The sequence below is a fragment of the Haemophilus parainfluenzae genome, from assembly GCF_003252755.1.
GTDB classification, from domain to species: Bacteria; Pseudomonadota; Gammaproteobacteria; order Enterobacterales; family Pasteurellaceae; genus Haemophilus_D; species Haemophilus_D parainfluenzae_N.
Genome location: NZ_QEPT01000012.1, coordinates 1 through 17,365 on the forward strand (window position 1 = coordinate 1; position 17,365 = coordinate 17,365).

The window sequence follows — 17,365 nt, forward strand, 5'->3', positions numbered from 1 at the left end:
TACTTCTTTCAGCAGGTCATGACGTGAAGGCGAAAGGCATTCAGGCTATTGCGGATGATAATCTGCATATTCAGGCTGGACATGATGTTGACATTGCAGCGGATACCAATCATTTCAAAAATAAGCGCGTGGAAACCAAGAAAACGTCAGGGGTATTCACAGGCGGCGGTATTGGTATTACCTTTGGTTCAAAATCAGAAAAACATGATTATGAGACAGAAGGTTGGACACAATCAGATGCACGTAGCACGCTAGGTTCAATGAATGGCAATATCACAGTGAGTGCGGGTAATCATACAAATGTTCTTGGTGCGGATATGATTACACCACGCACAAATCGAATTGATATTGAAGGCGCAAGCGTGAAGGTCGAAGCCGGAAAAGATATTATTGAAAGTAAAGAGGGGCATGAGTATAAACAGGCAGGACTTACGATAGCCGTTACATCACCGGTTGTAAGTACAGCACAATCGATGGGACACAGTATTAAGCGTAGTCGTGAAGTTAAAAATGAAAAATTGAAACAGCTTCATCAAATGAAAGCGGCTTATGACAGTCTTGAATTAGCTCAAAATGCAGCAAATGTTGCAAACACGGTTTCCAACTTAGGCAATATGACGGCAGGTAATGTCTCTAATCCGAGTATTAAAGTCTCTATTAGCGTAGGTGCAAGCAAATCTACTCAAACGAGTGAAAGTAAAACAATCACTCATAGTGGTAGTGAGCTGAATGCTGGCACAGTGAATTTGACTAGCCGAAAAGGTGATGTTGATGTGTTGGGCTCAACATTAAATGCAAAACGTTTAGAACTTGATGTGGCTAAGGATTTAAACGTGGAGTCAGTACAAGATACTTACCATAACCGAAGTGAGAATAAAAACACAGGTTGGAGTGTGGGCGTATTTGCCGGAGCTAATGGCAATAGTTATGGCATTGGTGTAGAAGGTTCTGTTCAAGTTGGTAAAGGGCATGAAAATAGCGATAGCGTGAGACAACGTAATAGTTATCTGAATGCTGAAGAAACAGTGATTAAAACCGGTAAAGATGCTAATTTCAAAGGTGCCGTTGTTAAAACAGACCATTTAGAGGCGGATATTAAAGGCAATCTTAATTTAGAAAGCCGCCAAGACAGCAATCACTACGACAGCAAACAAACGCAAGCCGGAGCGGGCTTTAGTGTGGCAATTTATGGCAGTGGCTCAAGTGCTTCAGCGAACTATTCTCAAAACAAAGCGAAAGTGAACTACGCCCAAGTGGAAGAACAAACGGGCTTCCATGTGGGCAAAGGTGGAATGGATGTTAAGGTTGCGGGGAATACGCACCTTGCGGGCTCTGTGATTGACAGTGAAGCAGCCCAAGATAAGAACCACTTCAAGACAAAATCGCTTACTCACACTGATATTGAAAACCGCAGTGAGGTTGAAGTGAAAAGCGTGAGTGCGGGGCTTTCAACAGATATGGCACAGAATGCTAAAAATGCGATGGCTGCCGCGGCAAGTGCGTTAGGGAATAAACATGAAAGTGCTACAAGTCAAACGCAATCAGCGATAGGGTCTAATATTCAAATTGACACAGAAACACCGGAAAATCTAACCGCACTTTCCAGAGATACACAAAATGCCAATCATAAAGTAAAAGCATTTGACCATAACGAAGTGAAAGAGCAGCAAGAGGCAGCACAAGTAGCAGGTGAGTTGTTTGCAAAAGTCACGGGTGACCTTGCGAAAAAATTTGAATTTGAAGACGGCAGCAAAGAGAAGATTGCGATGCATGCCCTTGCAGGTGCATTGGCAGCGAAGATGTCAGATGGCAATGTGGCGACAGGTGCAGCAGCGGGAGCGGGTTCAGAATGGTTGAACACGTATGTTACAGATTACTTAAATGAACAAGCGAAAGACCTCAAGCTAGATGCAGGACAAAAGGAGAAGCTTAAACAAGCGGCACAGCAAATGACGGCGTTGGTGATTGGTGCTGCCGCGGGTGCTGTGAGTGGTGGCACGAGTGAAACCATGAAACAGGGCGCGTTGACATCTTACAATGCGGAGACGTATAACAGACAGCTTCATCAAAATGAGAAAGAGCGTATTAAGTTACTTGCAAATGGTGATGAGGAAAAAGAGCGTCGTTTAGAAATTGCGGCCTGTGCGTTGGTGCATTGTTCTGCGCAGATTCCTACAGATGATCCAGATTATGCCAAATCGTATGAAGAAGCGAGAGCAGTAGAACAACTTGGTAATACGGTGGAATATGCCCAAGAAAGAGCATTATTAAAACGCCAAACTGAAACATTTAGTGATCCTTTTGGTTCCGGTGTGCAGAACAAACTATTTGAATATAACAATACTTATAAAGCGCTAGATCACGCGAATAGAATCGATACGAAATATGCTGTAACAACACGCGCTGGCGGTGTTGTACAAGCAGTAGGGGGTGTTGCGGCTATGGCTGTCGGTACAGGTCTTTGTGAAACCGGTATTGGATGCGTGGCAGGCGTACCGGTTGCTGCTTATGGAGCTGATAATACTTATACCGGCGGGAGAGTGATTATTACCGGTAAAAATCAAAATACATTAGGTGGTCAATTGCTCAGTCAAGTGACAGGATTAAGTCCGGAAACAGCAAATTTTGTCTATAGTTTACCGAGTTTATATACGGGGGCTAAGCCGATACTGGGGGCAACAGCGAGATTAGGTAATCAAGTCGTTACAGAAGGAAGTCAAATGGCGTCTGCTATGGGGTATGTAGCTGGAGAGGTAGGCAAGGATGTTGCGGCTGGTTATAAGGCAATCCCTCGTCCATATAAAGTTGCATTTGGTATTGAGGCTGGGATTAATACGGTGGCAGAAACGCTCCCTTATGCTACTGGTCAAAAAGAAATCAATGGCAATAATATTCTCCAAAGTGGAGGGAAAGTAATTGTTGATTCTACATATTCAGGCTTAACTCATAAAGCTGGTGATGGATTAGGATTCGGTCTAGATGTTACAAAAGGAGTAATTGAAGGTAAATCTTTTGGTGAGGCTGTTAGAGATTCAGGTACATCAGTTTGGTTTTCTAAAAACTTTGGGTTATTTATAAAGGATGAAAATGTTAAAAGATTGATGTCTTCAAGCATGAGTAAAGTAGCAGAAAATATTTATAACACTCCGGATAAATCAGTTAAGGACTTAAAAAATGAAAGCAAGTAAGATTATTAGAATTGTAATAGCTTCGATATTATCTTTCTGTTTTATATATTTTACTCTTATTCTAAGAGGAAAAATCGATCCTGATTTAAATCATTTTATTTATAATCTTATAATATGGGGAGGTTTTTTATGCTTTTCGGCTCTTTTGATTTCTTACTATTCTCCGGAAATTTATGGTGAGAATAAAAAAAATGATAGACAAAAATCGAAGCTCTCCAAGAAGAAATCGAAGAGAAGAAAACCTTAAGCATAGTGGTTTAATGATTTAAGAAGATATAGTATAAAGTGCGGTCAATTTTCAAAGGGTTTTAAAACTTCTTAAAATTGACTGCACTTTTTGTATTTCAACGATGCTTATGTTAAGTAAGCCTTATAATTTCATATCCAACTTATCGTAAGAGCGTTCTATCACGAGCAAGTAATAGGTGGAAGCAGTGGCAAGGAAGATGGCGAAAGCAAAACTTACCAAGCGAGCCACTTAGATGCACAAACCGTAACCCTAAATAGCCAAAGTGATACCAATCTTATTGGTAGTCAGGTGGCTAACAATCAAGTTGCACAGACGAAGGATGTAAAAGCGCAAATCCAAGAGCAACAACAAATTTCGACAGCTGTTGGTAATGTGAAATCGGCTGTGGATACTTATACGTCAAATAAATTAAATGAAGCAGAAACTGCTGAACGACGTGCGAAAGCAGAATATGATAAAGCTCAGGCTAATAATGCAAGTAAGGAAGAGTTGAATTTCCTTGAATATCGGTTAAGAGAAGTTAAGCGAGAAGTGGGTGAATGGGGGTATGGCGGAGGAAACCGTCGAGCTATAGACACCGTCACAGCCCTCTTTACTGGCGTACTCTCAGGGCAAGGTGCTTCAGCCACAACTGTCGCCACTTTATCGCCAATGGTGAATAAACTGATTGCGGATAATACGCATGATAAAGCAACTAATGCACTTGCACATGCCGTATGGGGAGCGATTGAGGCTCAAGTCAATGGAGGAAGCGCAGCACATGGTGCGATAAGTGCAGCAGGGGCTGAATTACTGGTGCCACAAATTGCCTCTATACTTTATGGTAAATCGGAAGCTGATTTAACGCCGGATGAAAAGGCGGGTGTCATTAGTATGGCGAGTCTTGCAGGCGGTATTGCCGGTGCTTTAATGAACGGGAAATCAGAAGGTGTTGAAATCATCGGCAATACGGCAATTAATGCACAGATTGCGGAAAATACGGTGACGAACAATTACCTTTCCGGGTGGCAGGCTAAGCAAAGAGATGAAGAGTTTGCGGCATGTAATGGTAGCTTGCGCTGTGAACTAAAAACAGGTGTTTATTGGGAATTGGTGAGTTCGGGACAAGATACTGCTTATGGTGCCGGGCTTGCGACGTCAATTCCAGTGGGGCTTTTTGAAACAGGGAAAGGCATTGCTGAGATTGCGATGCATCCGATTGACTCACTGAATGCGATTAAAACCTTAATTCAAGAAGGCAATTTTACTGAAGCAATGAAGCAATCCTATGCGAATAGAATTGATAAGATGATTGTTGAGTATGAGAAAGCGGGTGCAGAAGGGGCTTTCAAGGCTGGTTTAGAGGCCGGTCAATTACTGCAAGAGACGGCGGGAATACTTGCCGGTGGAGCGGGTTTGGCTAAAGTTGGTACAAAATTCACAAAAGCAGTAGTGACTTTTGCGAAAGGAGAAAAAACAGCATTAGCGGTTGTGAAAGGAAGTGCATCCAGTACTGCGTCCGATATTGCATCAAACACTTTGGAAACGGTCAAAAATTCTAGAGTAAAACCATTAACCTGTTCTTTCCGTGGTGACATGGAAGTAAAAACGGAGCAAGGTTATAAGCCGATAGCGTCTATTAAAGTTGGTGATAAGGTTTATGCGAAAAACGAACTGACAGGACAAATGACCTATCAGCGTGTACAAGCGCACTACAACAACCCGTATGATTTTACGGTATATGTAGAAGTGATTGATGAACAAGGCAAACACCAAACCATTGTTTCAAATAAAATTCATCCATTCTTTACTCAGGTAAATCAAGGTGAGCTAGTACCGAGTTCTGAGGGGCATCACTACAACGGAGAAATCCAAAACGCTCAGTGGGTAGATGCACAAAATCTGAAAGCCGGCTATAAGTTGTTGTCAGAAAATAATCACTGGCAAACGGTGAAAGGAGTCACTATCAAGGCTGAGAAGTTAAGTGCATATAACTTGACAGTTGAGACTGACCATACTTACTTCATTAAAGGAGCGAATTCTGACCTTGATGGGGTTTGGGTGCATAATGATTGTTTCCTGGATATGCCAAAACAAAAAGTTAATAGTGCTAGCGTAGGGGATATTGTAAGAACACCAACAACTCATCCAGATGATTTCATTAAATTAAAAGGAGGTAAAAATTTTAAAAATAAATATACTGGTGAAATTTGGTCAGAGAGCCATACCTCTCACTCAGATAAAAATGGTGAGTGGAAAGTTGGATTAAAAGGGAATGCTCCAGAAGTAAGAAGAAAGATTACAATAGGTAAAAGTGATGGAAAAATCATTAAATTCGACAACAAATAGCGTTATATCTTTTAATAAAATAAATTTTAATAATTTTAGTAGTAGCCCAGGTTGGGTTGGCTACTTTTATGCAAGAGATCTTACTATGCAATCAGTAATACAAATGTCATCTAAAATGATAGAGTCCTTTTTTAAAGACTCTATCAATGATTTTTTTCTACTAACTGCATTAGCATATGATGATAGTGCTTCTATCCCTGAGTTTTCTGATTTAGAGGTCTCTTATTATGAAAGTGTTTATAATAAGGCTAAAGAGATGGGAGTGTTAATGCCATATAATGGACTTATTGAAGATTTTTATGAAGATAATAAATATCCATTTCCAGCTAATATAATGTCATTGAGTTTTGATAAAAAGGATATATTGAGTTTTTGTGAATTATCTATGGCGTATAAATATAATAAGGTAGTAGGCGATCATTGTTTTCTAATTAATCCAACATTAAAAATAGCATTATACCCTCATGAAGATATTGGGTATGGTTGTATTTCTTTAAGTGATGACTGTAATAATGCAATAGAATTCTTAAATTTTTGCTCAAAAGATGATAAGTTTGAGGTGGTTTTTTCTGGGGAACTTAATAAGTTGGCGACTTCTAAAACTATGTTTAAAGAATGTTAAGTTAGTTAGTCTTAAGCCACCAGTTGCTGTTTGATACTGAAGATATATACAATTTGAAATATAATATAAAGCGCGGTTGATTTTTTAGTGAGTTTTTAAACTTTTAGAAATCAACCGCATTTTTTTGTAGTGATACACTATAAACGAACTAATTATTGTACCTATTTTATGAAGGAGCTTTATGGTCGATATTTTAAATCAGGAAATGAAAAATAAATTAATAACAGAAGGGTTATTTAAATCTAATGGAAAAAAAGGTAAATAGTATGAAATATATGGATCCTAAATATTGTTCTTTTACACTTGATACGGTGGAGAATTGTTGCAATTTTATTTTAAATATTGTGCTATATTCGGTAGATAGAGATATCACAGAAAAAATAGTTTTAGATAACCTTGATTCAACAATAGATGAATTAAAATATACATCAATAATATCAGTAGGACATATAGTTAGAATTGATAAAAGAATTTCCTTTGATATTATCAATAAACTAGAGTTATTAAAAAATAGTGGTCAGTTTTTAGGCGCGATAAGTGATGTTTTTGACGATATAAATTTATTTTGTGATAAGTAAAGGAGAAACGTAGCTTTATGGAGATGTTTGTAGTGATACACTAATTTCGCAGTGGTTTAGATTGGAAAATAGTTCGGTGAATCGTAGTCATAAAGATGAAATGCTGGGAAATGGTAAAATTCAAAAAATTAAAGATGATATGGAATTGTTTTTAAAACAAAGAGAAAACTAATATGACAAATTTATATGAAGAATATAAAGATGACCCTAAGATGCTTGTTGCGATATCAGATAGAGAAGGAAATATCGCAATGCTGGAGGATATTTTCTTTATAAGTAAAAAGTTAGATATTCACTATGTATCGGCAGACAAATGGAATTGGCTACACCAGTGTAATTTAATTTGTGCGGCTCCGTTGTCGGTTGTGGAGTTTTATATAAAACATGGAGTGGAGATTAATGCGCAAGATATGTACGGAATGACTCCCTTGCATTATGCATTACGAAGTAAAAATATTGATGCTGCGATAGCGTTACTTAAGGCTGGTGCAAACCCTAATTTACCAAATGAAAGAGGAATTACACCTTTATCCTATATTAATGGTTTCCCAGAAAGGCTGGATTTGCTTCAATTAATGCTAGATAACGGGGGAGATGTAGATTTCTTTACTGGACAGCATGGTATTTTAGAAGGGATCAAAAAATATCGTTCACAAGATCCTAAATTTAAACCGGTGATTGAGTTAATGGAAAAGTATTCCAAAAAGGGCATTTAATTTACTTTGGGAATAAATTTTAAAGGTGTGCTATATAAAGCTCATTTTTAATTATTTACAAGTAGATTGGAAAAATAGAAATATCAAGTGCAGTCAATTTTCAAAGAGTTTTTAAACCTCTCAAAAATTGACCGCACTTTTGTATTTTCAACGGCTTATGTTAAGTAAGTTTTATAATTTTACATCCAACTTCGCGTAAGCTCGTTCTACTTTTTCTAATGCTTTTTCTACGGAAATATCGTGAGCAAGCAACACACCTAAATGATGATGACCATTGATTCATCTTTGCAGAAAATGTGCATGTTTCTATTAAAGGCAATCTTAATTTAGAAAGCCGTCAAGACAGCAATCACTACGACAGCAAACAAACGCAAGCCGGAGCGGGCTTTAGTGTGGCAATTTATGGTAGCGGTTCAAGTGCTTCAGCAAACTATTCTCAAAACAAAGCGAAAGTGAACTATGCCCAAGTGGAAGAACAAAAGGGCTTCCATGTGGGCAAAGGTGGAATGGATGTTAAGGTTGCGGGGAATACGCATCTTGCGGGCTCTGTGATTGACAGTGAAGCAGCCCAAGATAAGAACCACTTCAAAACAAAATCGCTTACTCACACTGATATTGAAAACCGCAGTGAGGTTGAAGTGAAAAGCGTGAGTGCGGGGCTTTCAACGGATATGGCACAGAATGCTAAAAATGCGATGGCTGCCGTGGCGAGTGCGTTAGGGAATAAACATGAAAGTGCTACAAGTCAAACGCAATCAGCGATAGGGTCTAATATTCAAATTGACACAGAAACACCGGAAAATCTGACCGCACTTTCCAGAGATACACAAAATGCCAATCATAAAGTAAAAGCATTTGACCATAACGAAGTGAAAGAGCAGCAAGAAGCAGCGCAAGTGGCGGGTGAGCTATTTTCAAAAATCACAGGTGATGTAGCCAAAGCATTTGAATTTGAAGAGGGCAGCAAAGAGAAGATTGCGATGCACGCCCTTGCGGGTGCGTTGGCAGCGAAGATGTCAGATGGCAATGTCGCGACAGGTGTAGCAGCGGGAGCGGGTTCAGAGTGGTTGAACACTTATGTTACAGATTACTTAAATGAACAAGCGAAAGACCTTAAGTTAGATGTAGGACAAAAAGAGAAACTTAAACAAGCAGCACAGCAAATGACAGCGTTGGCGATAGGTGCGGCAGCGGGGGCAGTGACCGGCGGCACGAGTGAAACCATGAAACAGGGCGCGTTGACATCTTACAATGCGGAGACGTATAACAGACAGCTTCATGTTGATGAGATTAAATGGATTAAAGAAAACGCAAAACGTTTTGCTCAAGAGGAAAGTGAGCGTTTAGGGCATCAAGTCACTGAACAAGAAGCAATGGATCGATTAATTACCCAAGCGGCTCAAGAAGTCGACTATGCTTGGTTTAAGAAAATTGGCGAAACAGATGGCCAAGCACAGTCTTTCTTAAGAGGTGCAACGGCTCAAGGGGATGTTCCTCCTTATGATAATCGTGGCACATTTATCAATTCAGGTGGTAAACGTCAGTCGATGTTTACTGTTGCGGATAAAGATGAATATTACTCAACGGGTAAATATTCAAATGCATTGGCACAATTTGATAAAGCAAATGGTCATGTTGTAACGAAGACATTACAACCGAAAGTAAAATATAATCTTTATACTAAATCGTTATCAGATGGTGCAGATGCGGCTTTAAAAGGTACCTTGCATGCATTTGATCATCCGGAGGATGTACTCAAGCCGATTAGTTTTGGTATTGCTAACTGTTTAAAAGAAGATATGTGCATTTCTGCTGGTAAGGAAATGTTATCGGATTCAGGAAAAGCGGTATGGCAGTCAGGTAAAGACATTTTGGGCGCAGGCTATCATCTTGATGATGTAAATTACCTTTATGGTAAAAATATGGTCAATGAGATTGATGCGATAGCAGCTGTGAGAGGTGGCACTGCCTTGCTAGAGCTTACTGGGGTGGGGAAAGCAGCAGGTAAAGCTGCCAGTACAATAGGAGATGCAGCAGTAAATTATGTTAGATTCAAGTTGCCAAAAGGCTCAAATGCGAATGAGGTGTTGCCGATTGTTGGGGAGACAAAGGGGTATGATCTAGAATCATTCAACTATGAAGCACATAATCTTGTTAATTATGAGAAATATAAACAACAATTACGACAAGAAAATTTAGATAATATAGCTAAATTATACCCTGAACTTTCTCATGCTGCTTTAGGTAAAAATAATTTTACATATAAAGATAAAATGTTTACGAAGGCTGAGTCAGATGAATTGGGTAGAGCTTGGGTTGGACCTAATTATGAGGTAACAAGTCAAGGGGGATTCATTAGTGAAGATAGGACAAGAAGATATAGACCTGCCACCTCAAAGAAAAATTCTAGTTATGCTGACACTGGAATACAGTCTAATTTTGAACGTTTTTACATAGACCCTATTACTGGCTCATCAAAGGTAGAAAGTAACTTACATTTAAATATTTATGAGGATAAAAAATAAATGCTTATAGCTGAACTAAAATGGGTTGATTACAATGTCCCAACAAGAGATGATGCATCCTTAATAATACTTAAACCAGCCTATTGCTTAAATTTAACATTGGCAATAGGGGCTAAAGATGAGTCTGGAAGTGATTTTTTTTATACTAATATTTTTAATTTAGGGATGATTCAAAGAGAAAAATTATTAATGATAAATAAAGGGATAGTTATTGATCTTTATACACTAGATGAAATAGAAAATCATTTGAAAGCTATAATAAATAAAATATCTGGAGAAACCTGGAATGATATTGTTGTTCAATTAAAAGAATATTTTGATTGGGAATATCAATAGTTTGTAAATACCCCCAGATAGCGTGAGTCTCCTGATATGTGCTTGAATCTACCTAAAATAGATAAACCGAAGTTGTTAATGAAAATAGTAAAAATCATCATTAAATGAAATTGACGTTTTAGGCACACGTCAGGAGATGCGAGCCATCGTCTGATGGTAGAGTATGGTTTGAGGCTGATGTTGGGATAAATAATCAAATTTCTAGGAATAAACAACCAGGAACAAGACTATTGTATTCTAATGATGGGTTATTGTTTATTACAACCGATCATTATAAATCTTTTAAGGAGATCGGAAAATGGAAGTAATAATTGATTGTAGTTTACTTTTGGATGAGGAAGATTTCTATACCCAATTAATGAAGCAAGTTGATTTTGGTGAGTTTTTTGGAAGAAATCTAGATGCCTTTTGGGATTATATTGGATTGCTGTATGAAAAAAAAATAATATTTTTGAATTATGGCAGTCTACCAAATGATATGATCTTATTTGTTAATAAGATAATTAATTTAATAAATGAAAGTAATGCTGAGCATAAGGGTATAGATAAGCGATATTTAATCTCTGTTGAGATCCTGTTTTAATTATTATTTGAAGATAATGAGAGGAATAAATAATGAGAGAGATAATTGCCATTCTAAAAAGGTTTTTTTTCTTCAATTATTATGACAGTGTTACTTTCTATAATGATGTATTTAAGAGAATATCCTACAGAAATTTCATTTATTATAAAGTATATATTCCCTTTTTCTTCTTTTCTATGATATTGGCTATATCTTTTGGAAACTATCTAAAAAAAGAAGAAAAAAATATTGCTAACAAAATAAAGAAAAAAAGGGGAAGGAATGGGAATTAATGATGCTTTTTTTAGGTATCTCTTAGAAGAAAGGCTTCGTCTTGAAAGTAATGGTCTTCCCACTTATCAAGAGGGCTTAGGGATGAATTTTATTATTAGGTGCAATGGTAATGCCAATGAGGTAATGAGATTAGCAAGAGATGTGTTATTAAAGGTCAATTATCAATATGATTTATATACTAAGTCTAAATGGGACGATGTAGAAGCTTGGAAAAAAATATTCCCAATACAATTTATTAATGGTTTTAAAAAAGTTAAAAGTCGTTTTGATATTTCTGGTTTTTTTTGTAGAAAAAGAGAGGACGATTGGACTTTTGATAACTGGATATTTCTTATGGATCCTATAGATAGAAGCTGGTTTTGGTGGGGAGCAACTATTTTAGATGAAGACCACTTTTTATTTGCAACTAAAGTTCTAGATGACCCATTTTTATCGGGAACATTAAGATGGTTATTTATAGGATGTGGTGCTATTGAGGTTGTAGAAGAGGGGGATTTTTAGTAAGGTGGAGTATGCCAATAATTTATTATTGGCATACTCCAGATAGCGCGCGTTTCCTAACGCATGCTTGTATCTATCTAAAAAACTATACATCTGAAGAAGTTATTGAAACATTGATAATTTAAGTGCGGTCAATTTTCAAAGAGTTTTAAAACCTTTTAAAAACTGACCGCGCTTTTTGTATTTTAGAGCTACTTATCTTTAAGCAAATCTCATAATTTTACATCCAACTTCGCGTATGCTCGTTCTACTTTTTCCAATGCTTTTTCTACGTAAGTATCGTGAGTGCGGGGCTTTCAACGGATATGGCACAGAATGCTAAAAATGCGATGGCGGCTGCGGCGAGTGCGTTAGGGAATAAACATGAAAGTGCTACAAGTCAAACGCAATCAGCGATAGGGTCTAATATTCAAATTGACACAGAAACACCGGAAAATCTGACCGCACTTTCCAGAGATACACAAAATGCCAATCATAAAGTGAAAGCATTTGACCATAACGAAGTGAAAGAGCAGCAAGAAGCGGCACAAGTTGCAGGTGAGTTGTTTGCAAAAGTCACGGGTGACCTTGCGAAAAAATTTGAATTTGAAGACGGCAGCAAAGAGAAGATTGCGATGCATGCCCTTGCAGGTGCATTGGCAGCGAAGATGTCTGATGGCAATGTGGCGACAGGTGCTGCAGCGGGAGCGGGTTCAGAGTGGTTGAACACGTATGTTACAGATTACTTAAATGAACAAGCGAAAGACCTCAAATTAGATGATGGGCAAAAAGAGAAACTTAAACAAGCAGCACAACAAATGACGGCATTGGTGATTGGTGCTGCCGCGGGTGCTGTAACTGGTGGGTCAAGTGAAACCATGAAACAGGGCGCGTTGACATCTTACAATGCGGAGACGTATAACAGACAGCTTCATCAAAATGAGAAAGAGCGTATTAAGTTACTTGCAAATGGCGATGAAGAAAAAGAACGTCGTTTAGAAATTGCGGCCTGTGCGTTGGTGCATTGTTCTGCGCAGATTCCTGAGGATGACCCGCGTTATGCAGCAGAATATCAAAAAGAAATATTGGGTAATACAGCGGAATTTGCCAATGAGAGAACGTTGCTCTCACAACAAAAATATCTTTGGTCTGATGATGCTTGGAGAGCCGGAGATGTCGAGAATATGTTTGATTATAATCATGTTTATAAAGCATCAGATGCTGCTGCTAGAAATCGTATTCCTGAGCGAACAGTTGGTTTGTTACAGTCGGCTAGTGGCGTCGTGACGGCGACTGCAGGTGCTGTTGCTTGTTTAGGTGGCACAACTTGTGTTGTGGGAACAGGAATGATGGCTTATGGTGGTGATAATGCCTATGCTGGTTTTGAAACGATGATAACAGGTAAAAACCCAGGTACCCTTGGTGGGAAAGTGATCAGTACTGTTACAAATACTGATAGAGATACATCAGAATTAATTTATGGATTCCCAAGCTTATTCACAGGAGGTAAGGGGATTGGAGCGGTTAAGACTGGTATAAAACAAGCTGAAGAAACATTATCAAGAGGAACGATTAATAGTAGATTATTAGGAAACGATTACGAATATTTAGGTCATGGTGTATTTAAAGGTCCGAATGGTGGCCTAGCAGTCAACACAGGCCAAGTTGATCCGTTGACTGGCCAAGCTGTTTTTAGGGGATTGAATAAGGATGGTTCTGGGGCAAATGGTCGCTATTATTTTATTTCAAATGTCGATGGAAATCAGTTCATAACAAAAAGTATAAATAGGAATGGTTTGAATTCATCTATATTACAAAAGATATCTGATGGAAATAAGTTTAATAATGAGCGCCATTCTATTTATCCCTATAATGAACTTTACATTGATAAAGTAAATGGGGGCTATTTTCGGTTAGATTCTTATGATAATAGAACAAGAGAGATAGTGTCTAGAAAATATACTCAATTTTCTGATATTAATTTAAAAACAGGATTATCTTATTTAAAGGAAATACCGAAAAAATACTCAGTGGGAAGTAGAATTTCGGATGTTCCTTCTAATGGCATCTTAGGTGGGCAAGTATTAAGAGGTGAATATATTTTAGAGGTGCCTAAACAGTATAATCCTATTCCATCTAAGATATTAGATAAGGCTAATGAATTGAAAATAATTATTCGTGATAGTGAAGGTAATGTTTATTAATTTACAAGAGGTTGTTGTATGGAGAAATATTTTTACAGTAAAGGATGGTCATTTGTTAAAAAAAAATCTTGGGGGGAGTTTTCTGTCGAAGATGCCTTAAGGAGACATGGAAAGGAGGAATATACTGTTTTAATCAATTCTTCTAGTAGACCTGATTCCTATATTGTTATTGGGAAAGATTATGTCATTGTGTACTTTTTAGATGATAATCTTAATGAGGTTTTATCATATGAATTTAAATTTAGTAAATTAACAACTGATAAATTATTTTTATCTTTTATTACATCTAAAAAATATGGGGTAGGTAAGGCTCCTATTATTATACATCAATTTAAAATTTTAGAGGATGGACACGTTTTTTCAGAAAGAATGGACTATGAGTCTAATATTGTTGATAGTTATGAGGTTATTATAAATACTAATTCTAATTATTATAATTATCCTAAGTTTGGATGCTATGAGGAGTTCCTAAAGTTGGATCGATATTTTGATAGTTGGTAATTAGCGTGTTAAGAAATAAAGCCTAGATAATCTGGGTTTTATTTGAGGTTATATGGGCTATTATAGTTCATTAATGATAAATTGCGGTCAATTTTCAAAGGGTTTTAAAACCTCTCAAAAACTGACCGCACTTTTGTATTTTTAATGATGGTGATATTAATCATATGAGAAATCTTTAATAGATAAAGGTTATGATTATTTGGTGGTTGAAGAGGCAATAAATGAAATTATTATAAGAAATAAAAGTAGAGGAATTAAATGAAAAAATTTGTGGGTGATATAAATATTTTTTTAAATGCTTTGGGTGAAAAACAAGGTAGCAACTTAATATTAAAAGCTATTTCTATTGTGGCTACGGATTTTGAAGTGGAGTATTTTGAATGCGATAATATTCAACATACTTATTTTCACTTTTTTAAAAGAGGAGTTGATTTTGTTTTTTCTAAAAATAATGATAGTGAGTTTTTGGAATCTATATTTTTTTATGTAAATAAATATAACAATGAGTATTATGAGTACCCTTTTTTAGAACAGCTTTTTTTGGAGTTAGATAATAAATTTACTCAAAATGATCTAATTGTGAAATTTGGAAAGCCTGAAGCTTATTCTGATAATTGGATTAGGTATAGTATTAATAATAAGTATGTTCATTTTGAATTTAATGAGTTAAAGGAGCTTTCTCAAATAACATTGTTTATTAAATGAGACACTCAATAGCTCAGATCTCCTGATGCGTGCTTGTATCTAACTAAAAATAAACAAACTGAAATTATTTATAAAAATAGTGAAAATCTGAATTAAATAAAATTGATGTTTAGGCTCGCGTTGGGAAACGCGCGCCGTCGTTGGAGCATTAAGTGAAGGACGTTAAAGAAAAGTTTAGAAATATTGATATTTGGTCTTTTGATGGAAAAGGCGATATAAATAACATATTGAAATTTCAATCTATATTCAACATTACTTTGCCAAATACTTATAGAGAATTAATGACTAGGTATAATAATCCGAAGTTTGAACAAGATACTTTTGATTTCTATGATCCCTATCATGAACGAGAATCTTTAGCATCATTTGGATTTGATGGGTTTAATTCCCAATATGAGAATATTTACAATCAATTTATTTATTCAGATGAAGATGGATATGAAAATGTGTATTCATTTGCTCATACATCTGAAGGAAACTGGTTATGCTTTGATTATAGAGATTGCCCCACAACATCAGAACCAAAGATCTCTTTAGTTATTCATGATGAATATAACGATGAAATAGGAAAATGGCTTATTTTATCTGTAGCAAATAATTTTGATGATTTTCTAGATAGTCTTTACGATTTTAATGAGCGCTATCCTGATTAGCAAAGAGCGGCAGTGTTTCTCTAAAAAACATAAATGGTAAAAGCATCTACGCTTGTACTAATTAAGAAAGCGATTTAAAAATCGGGCAATTTAGTCATGTAAAATCGCTAATCATCGATTTAATTAACGCAGTTGAAAGTGCGGGCAATTTTCAAAGAGTTTTAAAACTTCTCAAAAACTGACCGCACTTTTTGTGTTTTTAATGATGCTTATTTTAAGCAAACCTTATAATTTCACATCCAACTTAGCGTATTAACCTCACCAAGCGGAAAACAAGTCAAAGTGATGGCACCTCGCGTCTATGCCATGGCGCAGAAAGGTGACTTAAATGGCGAAGGTGCGTTGATTTCAGCGGATGTGATTGATTTGCGGAGTAACCGTTTAACCAATAGTGGCACCATTGCGGGGCGTAAGCTTACGTTATTAAATACCGAAAGCTTATTAAACGAAGGCGCCATTACGGGTGATAAAGTAGGCATCAAAACTACAAATAACTTCGATAGTATCGGCGGTAAAGTGGAAGCTGAGCGAGCACTTTTGGTAGATGTGGGCGGTGATTTAAATCACGAAAGTACCACGATGACAACAAATGTGGACTTATCTCATTTTCAACGTAGTGAAACCACGCTTGGTCGTAAAGCGCTTTTCCATGTAAAAGGAGAAGATGGCCAGTTACAACTTTCATCAAATAATCTGAACGCTAAAGGTGCAGATATTATTAACGATGGCAATGGCAATACGCTTGTTCAAAGCAAAAATAACATGAATCTGACCGCTCTTTCAGTGGGCTTTGATGAGAAGATGGGGAAAGGTAATCATTACCGTCATGAGAAAGTGGAAGAAGCCGTAGTAAGCCAAGTAAAAGGCAAAGGCAATGTCTTGCTAACGGGTAAAAATATTTTATCCGAAGGTGCACAGCTGGATAGTGAAGCGAAGTTGATGGCTATCGCTGAAAATGACCTTGTGCTGAATGGTGCGAAAGAAAGTCGAGATTTTGAAGAGTTCCACAAAACGAAAAGTGGAAGTGTGGCGAAGGTAACAAAAACCAGTCTTGACCAACAACAATCCGTTACTCAAGTCGGGACACAGGTGAGTGGTAAAGAGGTGGTTCTTTCAGCAGGTCATGATGTGAAGGCGAAAGGCATTCAGGCTATTGCGGATGATAATCTCCATGTTCAGGCTGGACATGATGTTGATATTGCTGCGGATACCAATCATTTTAAAAATAAGCGTGTGGAAACCAAGAAAACGTCAGGGGTATTCACAGGCGGAGGTATTGGCATTACCTTTGGTTCAAAATCAGAAAAACATGATTATGAAACGGAAGGTTGGACACAGTCTGATGCACGTAGCACGCTAGGTTCAATGAATGGCAATATCAGGGTGAGTGCGGGTAATCATACAAATGTTCTTGGTACGGATA

Annotated in this window: 13 protein-coding genes and 1 pseudogene; all 14 read left to right on the forward strand. The window is 37.2% G+C overall.

The genetic code is table 11. From position 1 onward, the window contains the following. The coding region (locus tag DPV95_RS10045) for a hemagglutinin repeat-containing protein (RefSeq protein ID WP_207974271.1) at positions 1-3,188 on the forward strand (3,188 nt) is incomplete at its 5' end. A 538-nt stretch (positions 3,189-3,726) separates the two neighbouring features. Beyond that, positions 3,727-5,766, forward strand: a complete 2,040-nt coding sequence (locus DPV95_RS10055; protein ID WP_111304951.1) for a polymorphic toxin-type HINT domain-containing protein — start codon at positions 3,727-3,729, stop codon at positions 5,764-5,766. Then, positions 5,735-6,388, forward strand: a complete 654-nt coding sequence (locus tag DPV95_RS10060; protein WP_049380280.1) for a hypothetical protein — start codon at positions 5,735-5,737, stop codon at positions 6,386-6,388. The genes DPV95_RS10055 and DPV95_RS10060 overlap by 32 nt, the downstream gene beginning before the upstream one ends. Before the next feature lie 266 nt (positions 6,389-6,654). After that, positions 6,655-6,966, forward strand: a complete 312-nt coding sequence (locus DPV95_RS10065; protein ID WP_111304952.1) for a hypothetical protein — start codon at positions 6,655-6,657, stop codon at positions 6,964-6,966. 173 nt (positions 6,967-7,139) lie between these two features. Next, positions 7,140-7,682, forward strand: coding sequence for an ankyrin repeat domain-containing protein (locus DPV95_RS10070; RefSeq protein WP_111407037.1), 543 nt, complete (start codon positions 7,140-7,142; stop codon positions 7,680-7,682). 296 nt (positions 7,683-7,978) lie between these two features. Next, positions 7,979-10,207, forward strand: a complete 2,229-nt coding sequence (locus DPV95_RS10080) for a hypothetical protein (protein ID WP_111407039.1) — start codon at positions 7,979-7,981, stop codon at positions 10,205-10,207. Further along, on the forward strand, positions 10,208-10,543 hold the full coding sequence (locus DPV95_RS10085) for an Imm8 family immunity protein (RefSeq protein WP_065286357.1): 336 nt from the start codon (positions 10,208-10,210) through the stop codon (positions 10,541-10,543). It abuts the gene before it with no gap. Positions 10,544-10,841: 298 nt separating this feature from the next. Next, positions 10,842-11,126, forward strand: a complete 285-nt coding sequence (locus tag DPV95_RS10095; protein WP_065286356.1) for a barstar family protein — start codon at positions 10,842-10,844, stop codon at positions 11,124-11,126. Positions 11,127-11,387: 261 nt separating this feature from the next. Further along, positions 11,388-11,900, forward strand: coding sequence for a hypothetical protein (locus tag DPV95_RS10105; protein WP_065286354.1), 513 nt, complete (start codon positions 11,388-11,390; stop codon positions 11,898-11,900). 305 nt (positions 11,901-12,205) lie between these two features. Further along, complete coding sequence (locus DPV95_RS10110; protein WP_133253134.1) at positions 12,206-14,083, forward strand: hypothetical protein; 1,878 nt, start codon at positions 12,206-12,208, stop codon at positions 14,081-14,083. 18 nt (positions 14,084-14,101) lie between these two features. After that, the gene (locus tag DPV95_RS10115) at positions 14,102-14,584 is read left to right on the forward strand and encodes a hypothetical protein (RefSeq protein ID WP_049366723.1); all 483 of its coding nucleotides are present in this window, start codon (positions 14,102-14,104) and stop codon (positions 14,582-14,584) included. 258 nt (positions 14,585-14,842) lie between these two features. Beyond that, positions 14,843-15,289, forward strand: coding sequence for a DUF6392 family protein (locus DPV95_RS10120; RefSeq protein WP_065244498.1), 447 nt, complete (start codon positions 14,843-14,845; stop codon positions 15,287-15,289). 152 nt (positions 15,290-15,441) lie between these two features. Then, positions 15,442-15,942, forward strand: coding sequence for an SMI1/KNR4 family protein (locus tag DPV95_RS10125; protein ID WP_065244499.1), 501 nt, complete (start codon positions 15,442-15,444; stop codon positions 15,940-15,942). A gap of 285 nt (positions 15,943-16,227) precedes the next feature. Further along, a pseudogene (locus tag DPV95_RS10130) lies at positions 16,228-17,365 on the forward strand (polymorphic toxin-type HINT domain-containing protein); the annotation flags it as partial.

Excerpts from the sequence above, each read along its gene's own strand:
- DPV95_RS10060 (WP_049380280.1), top strand. The coding sequence starts at position 5,735 with ATGGAAAAATCATTAAATTCGACAACAAATAGCGTTATATCTTTTAAT.
- DPV95_RS10065 (WP_111304952.1), top strand. The coding sequence starts at position 6,655 with ATGAAATATATGGATCCTAAATATTGTTCTTTTACACTTGATACGGTG.
- DPV95_RS10070 (WP_111407037.1), top strand. The coding sequence starts at position 7,140 with ATGACAAATTTATATGAAGAATATAAAGATGACCCTAAGATGCTTGTT.
- DPV95_RS10085 (WP_065286357.1), top strand. The coding sequence starts at position 10,208 with ATGCTTATAGCTGAACTAAAATGGGTTGATTACAATGTCCCAACAAGA.
- DPV95_RS10095 (WP_065286356.1), top strand. The coding sequence starts at position 10,842 with ATGGAAGTAATAATTGATTGTAGTTTACTTTTGGATGAGGAAGATTTC.
- DPV95_RS10105 (WP_065286354.1), top strand. The coding sequence starts at position 11,388 with ATGGGAATTAATGATGCTTTTTTTAGGTATCTCTTAGAAGAAAGGCTT.
- DPV95_RS10110 (WP_133253134.1), top strand. The coding sequence starts at position 12,206 with ATGGCACAGAATGCTAAAAATGCGATGGCGGCTGCGGCGAGTGCGTTA.
- DPV95_RS10115 (WP_049366723.1), top strand. The coding sequence starts at position 14,102 with ATGGAGAAATATTTTTACAGTAAAGGATGGTCATTTGTTAAAAAAAAA.
- DPV95_RS10120 (WP_065244498.1), top strand. The coding sequence starts at position 14,843 with ATGAAAAAATTTGTGGGTGATATAAATATTTTTTTAAATGCTTTGGGT.